Annotated in this window: 16 protein-coding genes; 9 read left to right on the top strand and 7 right to left on the bottom strand. The window is 68.2% G+C overall.

Going from position 1 to position 14,728, the window contains the following annotated elements; genetic code table 11:
* Positions 1 to 57: 57 nt before the first annotated feature.
* On the bottom strand, positions 58 to 531 hold the full coding sequence (locus tag ACGFSB_RS27220) for an ATP-binding protein (protein WP_393404410.1): 474 nt from the start codon (positions 529 to 531) through the stop codon (positions 58 to 60).
* Positions 532 to 691: 160 nt separating this feature from the next.
* Between ACGFSB_RS27220 and ACGFSB_RS27225 the strand changes: the two genes are divergently transcribed.
* The 7 genes from ACGFSB_RS27225 (at position 692) to ACGFSB_RS27255 (ending at position 6,044) form a co-directional block, all read left to right on the top strand.
* The gene (locus ACGFSB_RS27225) at positions 692 to 1,543 is read left to right on the top strand and encodes a helix-turn-helix domain-containing protein (RefSeq protein ID WP_393404413.1); all 852 of its coding nucleotides are present in this window, start codon (positions 692 to 694) and stop codon (positions 1,541 to 1,543) included.
* Complete coding sequence (locus ACGFSB_RS27230; RefSeq protein ID WP_393404415.1) at positions 1,540 to 1,785, top strand: DUF397 domain-containing protein; 246 nt, start codon at positions 1,540 to 1,542, stop codon at positions 1,783 to 1,785. The genes ACGFSB_RS27225 and ACGFSB_RS27230 overlap by 4 nt, the downstream gene beginning before the upstream one ends.
* A gap of 131 nt (positions 1,786 to 1,916) precedes the next feature.
* On the top strand, positions 1,917 to 2,336 hold the full coding sequence (locus tag ACGFSB_RS27235; RefSeq protein ID WP_393404418.1) for a hypothetical protein: 420 nt from the start codon (positions 1,917 to 1,919) through the stop codon (positions 2,334 to 2,336).
* Positions 2,337 to 2,420: 84 nt separating this feature from the next.
* Positions 2,421 to 3,314, top strand: a complete 894-nt coding sequence (locus ACGFSB_RS27240) for a metallophosphoesterase family protein (RefSeq protein ID WP_393404421.1) — start codon at positions 2,421 to 2,423, stop codon at positions 3,312 to 3,314.
* A complete protein-coding gene (locus ACGFSB_RS27245; protein WP_393404423.1) occupies positions 3,314 to 3,979 on the top strand; it encodes a 4'-phosphopantetheinyl transferase in 666 nt (221 codons plus the stop codon). Before ACGFSB_RS27240 ends, ACGFSB_RS27245 begins: the two co-directional genes overlap by 1 nt.
* A 32-nt stretch (positions 3,980 to 4,011) precedes the next feature.
* Positions 4,012 to 5,397 (top strand): sensor histidine kinase, encoded by a 1,386-nt coding sequence (locus ACGFSB_RS27250; RefSeq protein ID WP_393404427.1) that lies wholly within the window; start codon positions 4,012 to 4,014, stop codon positions 5,395 to 5,397.
* Positions 5,382 to 6,044 carry a LuxR C-terminal-related transcriptional regulator gene (locus ACGFSB_RS27255; protein WP_393404430.1) on the top strand — a complete coding sequence of 221 codons (663 nt, stop codon included), beginning with the start codon at positions 5,382 to 5,384 and terminating at the stop codon, positions 6,042 to 6,044. Before ACGFSB_RS27250 ends, ACGFSB_RS27255 begins: the two co-directional genes overlap by 16 nt.
* A gap of 29 nt (positions 6,045 to 6,073) precedes the next feature.
* Here the strand turns inward: ACGFSB_RS27255 and htpG are convergent, their stop codons facing one another.
* On the bottom strand, positions 6,074 to 7,912 hold the full coding sequence (htpG, locus tag ACGFSB_RS27260) for a molecular chaperone HtpG (RefSeq protein WP_393404433.1): 1,839 nt from the start codon (positions 7,910 to 7,912) through the stop codon (positions 6,074 to 6,076).
* Positions 7,909 to 9,198, bottom strand: coding sequence for an MFS transporter (locus ACGFSB_RS27265; protein ID WP_393404435.1), 1,290 nt, complete (start codon positions 9,196 to 9,198; stop codon positions 7,909 to 7,911). The genes htpG and ACGFSB_RS27265 overlap by 4 nt, the downstream gene beginning before the upstream one ends.
* 146 nt (positions 9,199 to 9,344) lie before the next feature.
* Between ACGFSB_RS27265 and ACGFSB_RS27270 the strand changes: the two genes are divergently transcribed.
* Positions 9,345 to 10,325, top strand: coding sequence for a LysR family transcriptional regulator (locus ACGFSB_RS27270; protein WP_393404438.1), 981 nt, complete (start codon positions 9,345 to 9,347; stop codon positions 10,323 to 10,325).
* 41 nt (positions 10,326 to 10,366) lie between these two features.
* Positions 10,367 to 11,707 carry a phosphatase PAP2 family protein gene (locus tag ACGFSB_RS27275; RefSeq protein WP_393404881.1) on the top strand — a complete coding sequence of 447 codons (1,341 nt, stop codon included), beginning with the start codon at positions 10,367 to 10,369 and terminating at the stop codon, positions 11,705 to 11,707.
* On the opposite strand, the gene ACGFSB_RS27280 is transcribed toward ACGFSB_RS27275, so the two are convergent.
* From ACGFSB_RS27280 to ACGFSB_RS27295, 4 genes are all read right to left on the bottom strand, one after another.
* The gene (locus ACGFSB_RS27280) at positions 11,671 to 12,054 is read right to left on the bottom strand and encodes a winged helix-turn-helix transcriptional regulator (RefSeq protein ID WP_393404441.1); all 384 of its coding nucleotides are present in this window, start codon (positions 12,052 to 12,054) and stop codon (positions 11,671 to 11,673) included. The genes ACGFSB_RS27275 and ACGFSB_RS27280 overlap by 37 nt on opposite strands.
* Positions 12,055 to 12,191: 137 nt before the next feature.
* A complete protein-coding gene (locus tag ACGFSB_RS27285; RefSeq protein ID WP_393404445.1) occupies positions 12,192 to 13,124 on the bottom strand; it encodes an amino acid ABC transporter permease in 933 nt (310 codons plus the stop codon).
* Positions 13,121 to 13,786, bottom strand: coding sequence for an amino acid ABC transporter permease (locus ACGFSB_RS27290; protein WP_393404448.1), 666 nt, complete (start codon positions 13,784 to 13,786; stop codon positions 13,121 to 13,123). Before ACGFSB_RS27290 ends, ACGFSB_RS27285 begins: the two co-directional genes overlap by 4 nt.
* 80 nt (positions 13,787 to 13,866) lie before the next feature.
* Positions 13,867 to 14,706 carry a glutamate ABC transporter substrate-binding protein gene (locus ACGFSB_RS27295; protein WP_393404451.1) on the bottom strand — a complete coding sequence of 280 codons (840 nt, stop codon included), beginning with the start codon at positions 14,704 to 14,706 and terminating at the stop codon, positions 13,867 to 13,869.
* Between the last annotated feature and the right edge of the window lie 22 nt (positions 14,707 to 14,728).

The following is a 14,728-nucleotide window of genomic DNA, read 5'->3' on the forward strand; positions in this document are numbered from 1 at the left end:
ATCGCCGTCTCAACGACGGCAGGATCGTCTCGAAGGTCACGCGGGTCACGTGTGCAGCTATCCAGCGGTCGGCACGTCACGAGGGGCGCCCAGGTACAGCTCGGCGCGGACCGTCTTGCCGATGGGCAGGCGGTCGAGCACGGCCCACCGGTCGGCCAGCGCCTCGACGAGCAGAAGCCCCCGTCCGCCGTCCGCCCCGGCGGACGGGGCTTCGACGGCGCCCGGCCACCCTTCGGGGAGACACTCTCCGCGCGAGTCCGACACATCGATCCGGAGGATGTACGCGTCGAGGCTGAGCCGCACCTCGAAGTCACGGCCTGGAACGCGGCCGTGAGTGACGGCGTTCGCTGCGAGCTCGGCGACGAGCAGCGCGGCCGTGTCCGAGGCGTCGGAGTCGTACGGGATGCCCCAGGCGTCGAGCCGGTGCAGAGCGAGGTGCCGGGCGAGGCGCGCGCCACGCGGAGTGGAGCTGAATCGCTGGGCGAACAAACGCTCGGTGACGGGCACTTGGGGAGCTGGACTGGGCGTCATGGCCCCAAAAATGGCCGCCTGCGGGCTCCGCACACCAGGTCAGCGACTAGCACTCTGCGTCAGAGTACTAGTACGCAGAGTGGACAGGGGTGGCAACTGACCGTAACCATAGGTGCGTTGGGAGCGGTATGCGGGGCAGGCGCAATGGAGGTGTCCTCGTATGACGGACGGTGCGAGCGGGTCGCCGGGCTGTAGTGAGCCGGAGGTGTCGGACAGTCTGCGGACGTTCGGCGAAGTCTTCAAGGCCTTCCGCAAACGGGCGGGCCTGACCCAGGAGGAGTTCGCCGAGTTGGCCGGGTACTCGGTTCAGACGGTTGCCAAGATCGAGCAGGGCCGCCGGTTTCCGCAGCCGGACTTCGTGGAGCGGGCGGAGGAGCTTCTGGACGCGTTCGGAGCGCTGCGGGGCGCGGCGCGGCATCTGTCCCGGCAACCGGGGTTGGCCAGTTGGTTTCGGCAGTGGGCGAAGTTCGAGGCGGAGGCGGTGAGTCTGTACACGTACGAATGCCGGGTGGTGCCGGGCCTGTTGCAGACGGAGGCTTACGCGCGGGCGGTGTCGTTCAGCGTGCCACCGCTGCCGGACGAGCAGCAGTTGAGCGAACGCGTCACGGCGCGGCTCGCCCGCCAGGACCTGCTGGCGACGAGCCGGAAACCGCCGACGGCGTTCAGCTTCATCGTGGAACAGGCGGTGCTTGAGCGGCATACGGGCGGGGAGCAGGTGACGCGGGAGCTGTACGACCACCTGCTGGGCGTGGTCGAGCGGCACTGGAACGTGGAGTTCCAGCTGATGCCTCTGCGGCAGCCGGTGCATGCGGGGTTGGATGGGCCGATGCAGCTGGCGGAGACGCCGGAGAATCGGTGGTTCGGGTATTCGGAGGGCCAGAAGAACGGGCGGTTGATCACCGACCCCAGAGAGATCAGCGTGCTTCAACAGCGCTATGCGAAGATGCGCTCACAGGCCCTGACCCCCGAGGACTCCCTGGGCCTATTGAAGCGAATGCGAGGAGCGCTATGAGCACGTCCAAACTGGCCTGGTTCAAGAGCAGTTACAGCGGCTCGCAGGGCGACTCCTGCGTCGAGGTGGCCCTCGCCTGGCACAAGTCCAGCTACAGCAGCGGCAGCGAGGGCGACTGTGTCGAGGTCGCCGCGTGCCCTGAGGCCGTGCACGTACGGGACTCCAAAGTGCAGCACGGCCCTCAACTCGCGGTCCGCGCAGAGACTTGGCAGCGCTTCCTCTCGTACGCAGCGAAGGACTGAACGCCGAAGGTAAAACGCCTGGTCGCAGTGGGTGGGTCTAGGCCCACCCACCCGTACGTTCAGACCCATACCGCGCCGCTCATGCCCTCCGTAGCGTCATCGTCATCGCCACGAGACGGAGGAAGAAAGCCATGAGCAAGGAAGCGCAGCCCGGCACCCCGCAGGTCCAAGAAGCCGTTGACACGCTGAAGAAGAGCATCGCGCTCTACGGCACCATCAGCGGCATCGTTCTCGCCACGGTCGCCGTGATGGCGATCAGCGGGCACTCGGTGTCCTCGTTCATGTGGGTGCGGTCCGCCCTCCTGCTCGCGGCCACCGCGCTGCTCCACAAGATGGCCGTCGATGTCTCGAAGGGATCGCGACAGGCGTACGAGCGCTTGAGTGCCCTGACCGTCATCCTGCCGATCGCCATCATCGGTGTCGACCTGATCCCCGGCCTCTGCCCGGCGTGGTTCGCCGTGATGCAGGGTGTGTCCGCCCTGGCCCTCGTCCTCGGTGCGGTCGTCACCAGGGGGGCGGCCCTGCGCGCCACGTTCCCCAAGACCGCTTGAGCCGGGCTCTTGAACGCTTGTCCGAATGCCGTGAGGTGTGTTGTCGTGGTCGCTGTCACGTGGGCGGCAACGAGGGGGACATCGATGGCCGACGGTACCGGGCAACTCCTGGCCATCAGCGATCTGCACATCAGCTATGCCGAGAACCGTGCCCTGGTGAAGGAGATGGCGCCCGAATCCGACGACGACTGGCTGATCGTGGCCGGAGACGTCGCCGAGACGGTGGCCGACATCCGATGGGCCCTCGAAACGCTGGCGAGCCGCTTCCGCAAGGTCATCTGGGCTCCCGGCAACCACGAACTGTGGACGCACCCGAAGGACGTCGTCACCCTCCGAGGCGCCGCACGCTACGAGCACCTGGTCGAGATGTGCCGGGAGTTGGGCGTGATCACCCCGGAGGACCCCTACCCGGTCTGGGACGGACCCGGCGGCCCGGTCGCCGTCGCGCCGCTGTTCCTGCTGTACGACTACAGCTTCCTGCCGGCCGGCTGCGCCACCAAGGACGAGGGTCTCGCCTACGCGCACAAGACCGGCGTGGTCTGCAGCGACGAGTACCTGCTGCACCCCGACCCCTATCCGAGCCGTGAGGCCTGGTGCCAGGACCGGGTGGCCGGGACCGAGCGCCGGCTCGCGGCGCTTCCCGACGACCTGCCCACGGTCCTCGTCAATCACTACCCGTTGGACCGCCACCCCATGGATGTCCTGTGGTACCCCGAGTTCGCCATGTGGTGCGGCACCCGTCTCACCGCCGACTGGCACCGCAGGTTCCGGGTGGCCGCCATGGTCTACGGCCATCTCCACATCCCCAGGACCACCTGGCACGACGGTGTCCGCTTCGAAGAGGTATCGGTCGGTTATCCGCGTGAGTGGCGCCGCCGTCCGGCTGCGCCCGGCAGGCTGCGCCCCATCCTGCCGACGAAGCAGACGAACCCGATGAACCCGATGAACCCGATGAAACCGCAGCAAGGGCAGGGCTGATGATCGAGGAACTGCTCCCCGACTCCGTGGTGGCCGTGGAGAGCCGGGCGGGCGACGAGGCCGACCACGCCGTGCTCCACCCAGAGGAGGAGGCGGTGGTGGCGCGGGCGGTGGACAAGCGGCGTCACGAGTTCGCCGCCGTGCGCGCCTGTGCCCGCCGGGCCATGCGGAAGCTCGGCGTCCCGCCGCAGCCCGTCCTGCCCGGTGAGCGCGGCGCCCCGCGCTGGCCGGACGGCCTGCTCGGCAGCATGACCCACTGCGACGGCTACTGCGCCGCCGCCCTCGTCCGCGCCACCGACCTGGCCTCCATCGGCATCGACGCCGAACCGCACGGCCCGCTCCCGGACGGCGTCCTGGACTCCGTCTCGCTCCCCGCGGAGCGGGAACGCCTGGCCTTCCTCGCCGCCGGGCAGCCCTCCGTCCACTGGGACCGGCTGCTGTTCAGCGCCAAGGAGTCCGTCTACAAGGCGTGGTTTCCGCTGACCGGGAAGTGGCTCGGCTTCGAGGAGGCGGACATCGAGGTCCACCAGGACGGACGCTTCCGTGCCGAACTGCTTGTCCCCGGACCGCTGGTGGGGGGACGGCGGCTCAGTCACTTCGAGGGGCGGTGGGTCGCCCGCGACGGCCTGATCATCAGCGCGCTGACGGTTCCCCACCCCGGCTGACAGAATGGCGTAGTGGCGAAAGGATCAGACGGATGAGGCTGCCCGCGGGAGGCGGTCCACTGCGCTGGTGGGTCGAGATCGTGCGTGGGTTGTACCGGTCCGCGGTACTGACCGGATTGACCTTGCTGCTGCCCGCGGTGTGTCTGACCGTCGGGATCGGCGGCTCCCACGTGGTCCGTTCCTGGTCCGAGGGGCTGAGCGCCCCCTTGGCCGTACGGGCGCTTGTGGGCATCGGACAGACACTGATGGTGATCCTGTGGATCGCCGTGGCCCTCTGGGTCGTGCACCCGGCGACCAGCCGCCCGCTCGCCAAGGCCGCGCGCCGTCGCGCGGAAAGCTGGCTGGGCGAGCGGTCCACCGGGCGGCCCACCGGGCAGTCCGACGAGCGGTTCGACGAGCGGTCCGACGAGCGGTTCGAGGTGACCTACCGCTCCGTTCCCCAGGTCAGCCGCATGTCGACGGGCTACTGGTGGGACGGCCACGAGTACCACCGCTCCGAGCGGGAAGCACGCCGCCGGGCGAAGGTGCACGCCCGGTTCCACGACCCCCAGCTGCACTGGGACGGGCTGTGGGGGCTGGTCGCGGGTGTGACCGTCCTTCCGGTCGCCGCCCTGCCGCTGCTCGGGCTCGCCGGGGGCGTGTACATGGTTCTGACGCCGGATCTCATCGGATACGGCATCGCACTGATCGTCGCCGCTCTGGCCGCCGCCCCGTTCGCGTGGCGGATCTTCCGGCCCGTGGCACATCGGTTCCTCGGACCGATCCCGCGCTCCTGGCTCGGCGGGCGGGTGAAGGAACTCGAGGCCATCCAGGCGGACCTGACCCAGACCCAGGCGGCCGAACTGGAGCGCATCGAGCGGGACCTGCACGACGGGACCCAGGCCCGGCTGCTCGCCATGGGCATGTCGGTGGGGGCCGCCGAGCTGCTCGTCGACACCGATCCCGCCGCGGCGAAGGCACTCCTCGCGGAGGCCCGCGGCGCCTCCGCGACCGCGCTCGCGGAGCTGCGCTCACTGGTGCGCGGCATCAACCCGCCCGTACTCGCCGAGCGCGGTCTGGTGGACGCCGTACAGGCCCTGGCACTCGACGTTCCCGTCAAGATCACCGTGCACAGCACGGTGCCCTCCAGGGTCGAGCGTCCCGTCGAGTCGGCCGTCTACTTCGCCGTCGCCGAACTGATGGCGAATGTCGCCAAGCACGCCGAGGCCTCCCGGGTGACGGTCGCATTCGCCTATACGCAGCAGACGCTCTCCGTGGCGGTGACCGACGACGGGGTCGGCGGAGCCGCCGCGTCGGCGGGCTCGGGGCTGCACGGAATCCAGCGTCGGATGGCGGCCTTCAGTGGCCGCCTGGAGATCGTCAGCCCCACCGGGGGTCCCACTCACATCACTGTGGCGGTGCCGTGCGCGTTGTCGTAGCCGAAGACCTCTTCCTGCTTCGCGACGGGATGGTCCGCATCATCGAGGCGCACGGGCACACCGTGGTCGCGGCGGTCGACACGGGGCCCGCCACGCTCGACGCGCTGCTCGCCCTGAAGCCGGACGCGGCGATCGTGGACGTCCGGCTGCCACCGACGTTCTCCGACGAAGGGCTACAGGCCGCTCTCGCCGCCCGCCGCGAGATTCCGGGACTGCCCGTCCTCATCCTCTCGCAGCACGTGGAACAGCTGTACGCGCGCGAGCTGCTGGCCGACGGGCACGGAGGCATCGGCTACCAGCTCAAGGACCGCGTCCTCGACGCGGGCCAGTTCATGGACGCCCTGACCCGCGTCGCCGACGGCGGTACGGCACTCGACCCGACGGTCGTGGCGAAGCTCCTCGGCAGACCCCTGCGGGCCGATCCGCTCGCCGCGCTCACCGAGCGGGAGCGCTCGGTGCTCGCGCTGATGGCCGAGGGCCTCTCCAACACGGCGATCGCGGCCCGGCTGTTCCTGAGCGAGGGCGCCATCAGCAAGTACACGACCACGATCTTCGCCAAGCTCGGCCTCACCACCGACGACGACACCAACCGCCGGGTCAGGGCGGTCCTCACCTACCTCGGCGCCGACGCGCCGCTGGAGGAGTGAGAGCGCAGAGCGTCTTCAAGAGCCAGAGCTCAGAGCGTCTTGCTGAGGCGATCGGCGAGCAGCGCGGCGAACCGTGCCGGGTCGGCAAGATCGCCGCCTTCCGCGAGCAGGGCGGTGCCGTAGAGCAGCTCGGCCGTCTCGGCGAGCTCCGGGTCTCCCGCGCGCTGGTCGTACGCCGTCTTCACCGCGCCGACCAGCGGGTGCTGTGGATTGAGCTCGAGGATGCGCTTGACCGGCGGGAGCTCCTGGCCCATCGCCTTGTACATCTTCTCCAGGGCCGGCGTGAGGCCATCGGTGTCGCTGACCAGGCACGCCGGTGAGTTGGTGAGCCGGGTCGTCAGGCGTACGTCCTTGACGTCGTCGAGGGTTTCGTTGAGCCAGGCAAGGACCGCCGCGTAGGCCCCGGCCTCCTCCACCGACGGCTCCTCGTCGGACGGCAGGTCGACCGCGCCGCGGGTGATGGCCTTGAACTCCGTACCCGCGTGCTCGCGGACCGCCTCGACCCAGATCTCGTCCACCCTGTCGGTGAGCAGCAGGACCTCGTACCCCTTGGCCTTGAACGCCTCCATGTGCGGGGAGTTCTCGACCTGTGCGCGGCTGTCGCCGGTCATGAAGTAGATCTTGTCCTGGCCCTCCGGCATCCGGGCGACGTAGTCGGCCAGGGTGGTGGGCTCCTCGCCGGCGGTGGAGGCGAAGGAGGCGATGTCGAGAATCGCCTTGTGATCCTCGCTTCCGTCGAGGAGGCCCTCCTTGACCACGGGGCCGAACTCGCCCCAGAACGTGCGGTACTTCTCGGCGTCCTTGGTCATCAGGTCCTTGACGGACGCGAGGACCTTCTTCGCGAGGCGGCGTCGGATCAGCTGGATGTGCCGGTCCTGCTGGAGGATCTCGCGGGAGATGTTCAGCGACAGATCGGCGGCGTCCACGACTCCCTTGACGAAGCGGAGGTGGTCGGGCAGGAGTTCGCGGCTGTCGTCCAGGATGAACACGCGCTTGACGTACAGCTGGAGGCCGTGGCGGGCGTCACGCTGGTAGAGGTCGTGCGGGGCCCGCGACGGGAGGAACAGCAGGGCCTCGTACTCGAAGGTGCCTTCCGCGCGCATCTGGATGACGTCGAGCGGGTCCGTCCAGTCATGGCTGACGTGCCGGTAGAACTCCCGGTACTCCTCTTCGCTCACCTCCGAACGCGGGCGGGCCCAGAGCGCCTTCATCGAGTTGAGCGTGTCGCCCGCCATCAGGACCGGGAACGAGATGAAGTCCGAGTACCGCTTGACGATCTCCCGGATCTTCCCTTCGTCGGCGTAGTCGTAGAGTGCGTCGTCCTCGTCGGTGGGCCGCAGGTGGACACAGACCGACGTGCCCTCCGGGGCCTCCTCCACGGACTGCACGGGCTCGATCGTGTAGGTGCCGTCGCCGTCCGACTCCCAGCGCACCCCGGTTTCCTCACCGGCCTTGCGGGTGAGCAGAGTGACCTTGTCGGCCACCATGAACACGGAGTAGAAACCGACCCCGAACTGGCCGATCAACTCGGCTGATTCCTTGCTCTCCTTGAGCCTGCGCAGCATCTCGGCCGTGCCGGACCTGGCGATGGTGCCGATCAGCTCCACCACGTCGTCGCGCGACATGCCGATGCCATTGTCCCGCACGGTCAACGTGCGGGCCTCCTTGTCGGCCTCGATCTCGATGTGCAGGTCATCCGCGCTGAGACCCTCGTCCTGCAGACCGGCAAGGCGCCGCTTGTCCAGGGCGTCTGAGGCGTTGGAGACGAGTTCGCGCAGGAAGATGTCCTTGTTCGAGTAGATCGAATGGACCATCAACTCCAGCAACTGCCGCGCCTCGGCCTGGAACTCCAGCGTCTCGGTAGTCATGACTTCCCCTCCGGTGAATTGATCTGTGCGGCGCCCACACTTCCAGGAGCCGAGGAGCTGCGCACGCCCCGGTCCCCGGACCCGGCTCCTTTCCGCCTCGGCAGCAGGAGCGGGGTGGCGAGCAGGAGTACGCCGGACATGGTGATCGCGGTGAGAGGGCTGGTCAGTGTGGCGAGGAAGCCCCAGATCACCATCAGGGCGGCCTGGAGGAGTTTGCTGCCTGCGCTCCATGTGCTGAGGACCCGGGCGGCATGATCCGCGGGAACGCGTCGCAGGCGTGTCGTCGCGTAGATCGGATTGAAGATGCCCATGCAGGTGATCAGCAGACCCTCGACGACGATCACGGTGAGGAGTCCGGGGATGCCGGGCTGGATGAAGGCGAGCCCGAGCGGGAAGATCGATCGCAGCCAGCCGGAGACGGCCATGACCCGGTCCTGTCCGTAGCGGGTCACGAGGCCCGCGGAGAGGCGGGCGCCGACGAAGCCGCCGAGTGCCGGGATGCCGAAGGCGAGACCGTACTGCCAGGCAGGGAAGTGGTACTGGCCGAGCAGGAGGACGGCCATGAGCGGGGCGGTGGCCATGATGAGACCGCTGACCAGGATCGAGTTGAGGAACAGGCACCGCAGTACGTGGTCGCCGACGATGAACCGCCAGCCGCCCAGCAGGTCGGCCGGGCGCAATCTGGTGGCCTGGTCGCGGCGGGGTGTCGCGACGTCGCCGCCGCGGATACGGAGGACTCCGAGCGCGGACAGCAGATAGCTGAGGGCGTCGGCCATGACGGTCATGACGGGACCGAGCAGCCCGATGAGCGCGCCGCCGAGGGGCGGGCCCACCGCGGTCGCCACCCAGCTCGTGCCCTCGAACCTCCCGGTCGCCACGAGGAGTTGATCGCTACGGACGAGATACTTCAGATAGGCGCCGGACGCGGCGCTGAAGGCGATGTTCGCGGTCCCGGAGATGACCGAGACGACCAGCAGTTGGGCGTAGGACAGCAGGTCGATGACGTACGCGATCGGCACACTCGCCATCGCGGCGAACCGGATCAGGTCCATCGCGATCATCACAGGACGCTTGGCCCGGTGCTCGACCCACGGCCCGAGCGAGAACGCGACGATCGCCGCGACCGCGAGCCCGGCCGCCTCCAGGAGCGAGACGGCGAACGCCGTCGCATCCAGCACTCGGACCGCGATCAGCGGGAAAGCCCCGAAGGCGAGCCACGTACCGTATGTACTGACGGCGTAGGCAGACCACAGCCAGCCGAAACTGCGCCCCAACTGCACGTGCATACGGCTCCTCGCGACAACCGATCCTTGGTTCTCCGCATCACATCAGCAGCACAGCCACAGGATCAAACAACCGACTCCCTGCCTGGCCACAACGATCGGTTGGGCAGGCACAGCGGCACGCACAGGGGCACGCATAAGCTGGCTCGATGGATACCGAGGCGGTGCGATCGTTCGTCCGCGCCGCCGATCTCGGACAGCTGCGCCACGCGGCCGACGAGCTCGGCGTGACGCAGCAGGCCGTGTCGAAGCGGATCGCGACCCTAGAGCGCGGACTCGACGTCCGGTTGTTCACCCGCACCGCCCGAGGGGTCGAGCTGACGCTCGACGGTCAGGCCTTCCTCCCGCACGCCCGGAGCATCATCGCGGGTGTCGATCGCGCCGTCACCGCGATCAGACCGGGCTCGCGGGCCCTGCGCATCGACGTTCTCGGCCTGCGGTCCGCGCAGGCCGTGATCCTGCACGACTATTGGCGGTCGCGTCCCGGGACCGACCTCGACGTGGTGACCCTCAGGGTCGACGACCCGCGCGTGGCCGTCGCCGCCGTCCAGGCAGGCGATGTCGACGCCTCGTTCCGCACGATCACCGACCCGGCCACGCTGCCGCGCGACGTGCGGATGATCCCCGCGTTCGGCTCCCCGCTGGAACTCCTGGTCGGCCCGAGACACCCGCTCGCCGCCGCACGGACGCTGACACCCTCCGAGCTGCGCGGGCACCGGATCTGGGTGCCCGGTATCGCGCCACTGAGCGAATGGGCGGAGTTCTACGCCCAGCTGGCCACCGCCTTCGACCTCCGCATCGACGCCACGGGCCCGAACTTCGGCAACGAGGTACTCCTCGACACCCTCGCGGACTCCGCGGACGTGGCCACCCTCGTAGGCGCGCGCGACCGGTACATCTGGCCGACGAACTACGACATACGCCGCATCCCGCTCGTGAATCCGGCGCTCGTGTACCCGCTCTCGCTCATCTTCCCGAGCGCGAATCCGCACCCGGAACTCCGGTCGGTCATCGACCACTTCACCGGCCTGGCACCGCTCCCCGAGACAGCCTGGCTCCCCTCCTGGGCACGCCGATGGCATGATCAGCCTCGCGGGAAATATCACCTACCAAATCGGTCAAACAATTGATACCTATACCTCCGCGGCTGTTTTCACGAATAGACCGCGGGATCAAGTCCACCGCGTGGCGCAGCCCACGGGCGGTGCTGTGGGCGACGGCGTCTGTGGTGTCCCTCGGATTCCTCATCGCGCTGGAGATCGCCTCGCGTCGCTACGGCGGCGTGCCGGGGCCGATCACCAACCAGGCGCGCGAGGTGATATTCGCGCCCAAACCGGGTCCGCTGTACGGCGGTCTGGCGTTGATGATGGTGGTGCTCACCTGGCGGCAGCGGTTCATCGCGGCCGGTGCCGCGATCGGCATCGACGTCGTCTTCGTGCTGGTGCGGTGGGCGGTCGGCGCCGAGGTGCCCGAGGGGCAGTTCTTCGGCAATGGCGCGTTGTGGGTGATGCTGGGCTGCGGGGTCATCGCTTTCACGCGCCGCACCGGCCAGGAACGCACCCTTCTACTGAAGGGCGTCGGCCTCGGCCTGCTCCTGGTGACCGGCCGCAAGACAGGCGATTCCTGGCTGCTCATCACGTCGAAGACCCACCCGACCGTGCTCGACCAGTACGTGGCGACCGCCGATCACGCGCTGGGCAACCCGTCCTGGCTGGCAGGCCGACTGCTCGAGGCCACAGGGCCGCTCGGCACCCACGTTCTCGACCTGGTCTACGCCCAGCTCGCGGTGGCCGCGATCGTCGTCGCCGTGTACCAGCTGCGCGACGTGGCGGCCGAGCGCCGCTTTCCGCGCCACCACCTGGTGCGTACGTTCCTGGTGATCGGCCTCCTCGGGCCGGGCATCTACATGATCTTCCCGGTGGTCGGCCCGATCTTCGCCTACGGTCCGGGCACCTCGGGCACCGGCGGCCTGCAGTGGGCATGGGCGGACCTGTGGCCGCACACGCCACCACCCCTCAGTGCCCCGCACCCGATTCCGTACGACGGGATCACCCCACGCAACTGCATGCCCAGCCTGCACACGGCGTGGGCCACCACGATCTTCATCCACTCCCGCAAGGGCCCACGATTTCTGCGCTACGCGGGGACGTTCTGGCTGACCGCCACGCTCTGCGCGACGCTGGGCTTCGGCTACCACTACGGCGTGGACCTCATCGCCGGCGTGGTGTTCGCGCTCACGGTCGAGGCGGCTCTGCGCTCGCTCGACCACGGCTGGGACCGCTCAGGAATCCAGCTGATCACCTACGGCACGACGGTCTTCGCCGCGCTCCTGGTGTCGTACCGCTATCTGCCGATGGAGATGGCGAAGCATCCGTGGGTGGCAGGACCTCTGCTCCTCCTTGCCCTGGCCTCGGTCATCTACGGCTACGTACGGACCACCGAACGATGGGAACCGAGAGTGGTGCCGTGCGCCCCTCAGACGTCGAAACGGCCGCGTGCACTCTCGATGTGACCGAGGTGCTGGTGGGTCCAGCCGCACATGACATCGACCGCGGCACGCAGGCCCCGGCCCGGCTCGGTGAGGGTGTACTCGACTCGTGGCGGCACGGTGGGGTACACCTTCCGGTCAACCAGGCCATTGCGCTCCAACATGCGCAGATTCTGGGTGAGCATCTTGTGGCTGATGCCCTCGACCTCGTTGCGCAGCTCGCTGAAGCGCAGGGTGCGCTCGCCGAGCGCCTCGATGATCAGGAGCGCCCACTTGTTGGCGACGTCCGAGAAGATCTCCCGCGCCAGGGAGTCCGAGCGCCTCAGATCGGCGTCCTCGGGTAGGCCGTTGAGCAGCTGCTTGGGCACCATCAGATTCCTGACCACGGCCGGGGCGGCGCAGCAGCCGCCGCCATCGGACTCGGCCTGCGCGGGCTCGTCGAAGAGGCCCGCACCGCCGCAGACCCCCGTCTGACCAAGGATACCGGCTGTGCGTCACGGGGCCGTCGTCATTTACTGGAGGTGCCGCCCGCCCCGCCGAGATCGTCGTGGCTCACATGCTCGCCCGGCGTCGCAAGCTGGTCGACCGCGTCCGCGCCGACCACCGCGCCGGTTGACCTCTTGCCGCGCCTCAACCTGCCTTCCAACCAGCTCGCGAAGGACGTGAGCGCGAAGTTCAGCGCGACGAAAATCACTGCGACCACGGTGAAACTGGCGATGGTGTTCGCACCGTAGTTCGCGCTCATCGGGCGGACCGACGCAAGGAGTTCCGAGAAGCCGAGCAGCGCGCCGCCAAGCGCCGTGTCCTTCACGATGACCACCAGCTGGCTGACGATCGCCGGCAGCATCGCGGTGACCGACTGCGGCAGCAGCACGTGGCGCATGACCTGGTTCTTGCGCATACCGATCGCCTTGGCCGCGTCGGTCTGGCCCCGCGGGAGGGACAGGATTCCGGCTCGTACGATCTCCGCGAGTACGGAGGCGTTGTAGAGGACGAGACCGGTGACCACGGCGTACAGCGGCCGGCTGCCGGGGCTGATGTCGGTGTACTCGGAGTACGCCGCGTTCGCGAAGAGCATCAGGATCAGTACCGGAATGGCGCGGAAGAACTCCACGACGGTGCCGGCCGCACCCCGCACCCACCCGTGGTCGGAGAGCCGGGCGATGCCGAACAGCGCTCCGAGCGGCAGCGCGATGACCATGGCAAGCGAAGCGGCGATGAGCGTGTTCTTGAGCCCCGGCAGGAGGTACGTCTGCCAGGCGCGGGAGTCCGTGAAGAAGGGCCGCCATTTGACCCATGCGAGTTGGTTCTTGTCAGCGAGGCTCTGGACCACCCACCAGATCAGGGCGGCGACGGCGACCAGGAACACCACCGTGAGCAGCACATTGCGCCGTTTGGCACGCGGCCCCGGGACGTCGTACAGGACGTTCTGGGCACTCATCGCCTCACCGACACCTTCTTGCTCACCCAGCCGAGGAAAAGACCGGTCGGGAGGGTGAGGCAGATGAATCCGACCGCGAAGACGGCGGAGATGAGGATGAGTTGAGCCTCGTTCTCGATCATCTCCCGCATCAGCGCCGCGGCCTCCGCGACACCGATCGCGGCGGCCACGGTGGTGTTCTTGGTCAGGGCGATCAGCACGTTCGCCAGCGGGCCCACCACGGAACGGAAGGCCTGTGGAAGGACGATGAGCCTCAGCACCTGGGGGAAGTTCAGGCCGATGGCACGCGCCGCCTCCGTCTGGCCGACGGGCACCGTGTTGATGCCGGACCGCAGCGCCTCACAGACGAACGACGAGGTGTAGGCGATCAGACCGAGCACGGCGAGCCGGAAGTTGATCGTCGTGAAGTTGTCGGCGCCGAGGGTGACGCCGAGCGTCTGGAACAGGCCCAGCGAGGTGAAGACGATGATCACGGTGAGCGGGATGTTCCGGACCACGTTGACGTAGGCGGTGCCGAAGCCACGCATCAGGGGCACCGGGCTGACGCGCATGGCAGCCAGTGCCGTTCCCCAGATCAGGGCGCCGACGGCGGAGTAGAAGGTGAGCTGCACTGTCACCCAGAAGGCGGCCAGCAGGTCGTAACCCTCGAGAAAGTCGAACACCGTCTCCCGCCTCCCGCCTTCCGCGTGAGTCAAGGGCGAGGCGCGCCGCTTCGAGGGCGGCGCGCCCTGGGGCACCGGCTTCAGCTGACGATGACGCCGATCTTCGGTGCGGGCTCGTTCTTGTAGTGGGCCGGGCCGAAGTTCTTCTTGACGGCGTCGTCCCAGGAGCCGTCCTTGACCATCTTCTGGAGGGCGGTGTTGATCTGGGCCTTGAGATCGCTGCCCTTCTTGACGCCGACGCCGTAGTTCTCGTTGCTCAGCTTGAAGCCGCCGAGCTTGAACTTGCCCTTGAAGTCGGGCTGCGCGGCATAGCCGGCGAGGATCGAGTCATCGGTGGTCAGGGCGTCGATGACCTTGTTCTCCAGGCCGGTCAGGCACTCCGAGTAGCCGCCGTACTCCTGTAGCTGAGCCTTCGGCGCAATCTTGTCCTTGACGTTCTGCGCCGAGGTGGAGCCGGTGACCGAGCAGAGCTTCTTGTTGTTCAGGTCCGCGGGCTTCTTGATGGAGTCGTCGTCGGCCCGGATCAGGACGTCCTGGTGCGCCAGGAGGTAGGGGCCGGCGAAGTCGACCTTCTTCTCGCGCTCGGGGTTGATCGAGTACGAGGCGGCGATGAAGTCGACATCGCCGCGCTGGAGCAGCGTCTCGCGGTCGGCGCTCTTGGCTTCCTTCCACTCGATGTCGCCGGGGTCATGTCCGAGCTCCTTGGCGACGTACGTGGCCACGTCGACGTCGAAGCCCGTGTACTTGCCGTCCGGGGTCTTCAGGCCGATGCCCGGCTGGTCGAACTTGATGCCGATGGTGATCTTCTTGCCGTCCGAGCTCGTGTCGCCGCCGCCGCTGTCGTCCGAACTGCAGCCGACGGCGGTCAGGGACAGCACGAGCGCGGCGGCGGCCGCGACAGTGGCCTTGTGGAACTTCATAGTGATCTTCCTAGTGCTGAAG

This window comes from Streptomyces sp. NPDC048441 (assembly GCF_043200235.1).
In the GTDB taxonomy this organism is placed as follows: domain Bacteria; phylum Actinomycetota; class Actinomycetes; order Streptomycetales; family Streptomycetaceae; genus Streptomyces.

Coding starts and splice junctions, on each gene's coding strand:
- ACGFSB_RS27235 (WP_393404418.1), top strand. CDS start 1,917: ATGAGCAAGGAAGCGCAGCCCGGCACCCCGCAGGTCCAAGAAGCCGTT.
- ACGFSB_RS27240 (WP_393404421.1), top strand. CDS start 2,421: ATGGCCGACGGTACCGGGCAACTCCTGGCCATCAGCGATCTGCACATC.
- ACGFSB_RS27265 (WP_393404435.1), bottom strand. CDS start 9,198: ATGCACGTGCAGTTGGGGCGCAGTTTCGGCTGGCTGTGGTCTGCCTAC.
- ACGFSB_RS27230 (WP_393404415.1), top strand. CDS start 1,540: ATGAGCACGTCCAAACTGGCCTGGTTCAAGAGCAGTTACAGCGGCTCG.
- htpG (WP_393404433.1), bottom strand. CDS start 7,912: ATGACTACCGAGACGCTGGAGTTCCAGGCCGAGGCGCGGCAGTTGCTG.
- ACGFSB_RS27285 (WP_393404445.1), bottom strand. CDS start 13,124: ATGAGTGCCCAGAACGTCCTGTACGACGTCCCGGGGCCGCGTGCCAAA.
- ACGFSB_RS27250 (WP_393404427.1), top strand. CDS start 4,012: ATGAGGCTGCCCGCGGGAGGCGGTCCACTGCGCTGGTGGGTCGAGATC.
- ACGFSB_RS27220 (WP_393404410.1), bottom strand. CDS start 531: ATGACGCCCAGTCCAGCTCCCCAAGTGCCCGTCACCGAGCGTTTGTTC.
- ACGFSB_RS27295 (WP_393404451.1), bottom strand. CDS start 14,706: ATGAAGTTCCACAAGGCCACTGTCGCGGCCGCCGCCGCGCTCGTGCTG.
- ACGFSB_RS27270 (WP_393404438.1), top strand. CDS start 9,345: ATGGATACCGAGGCGGTGCGATCGTTCGTCCGCGCCGCCGATCTCGGA.
- ACGFSB_RS27245 (WP_393404423.1), top strand. CDS start 3,314: ATGATCGAGGAACTGCTCCCCGACTCCGTGGTGGCCGTGGAGAGCCGG.
- ACGFSB_RS27225 (WP_393404413.1), top strand. CDS start 692: ATGACGGACGGTGCGAGCGGGTCGCCGGGCTGTAGTGAGCCGGAGGTG.
- ACGFSB_RS27280 (WP_393404441.1), bottom strand. CDS start 12,054: ATGGTGCCCAAGCAGCTGCTCAACGGCCTACCCGAGGACGCCGATCTG.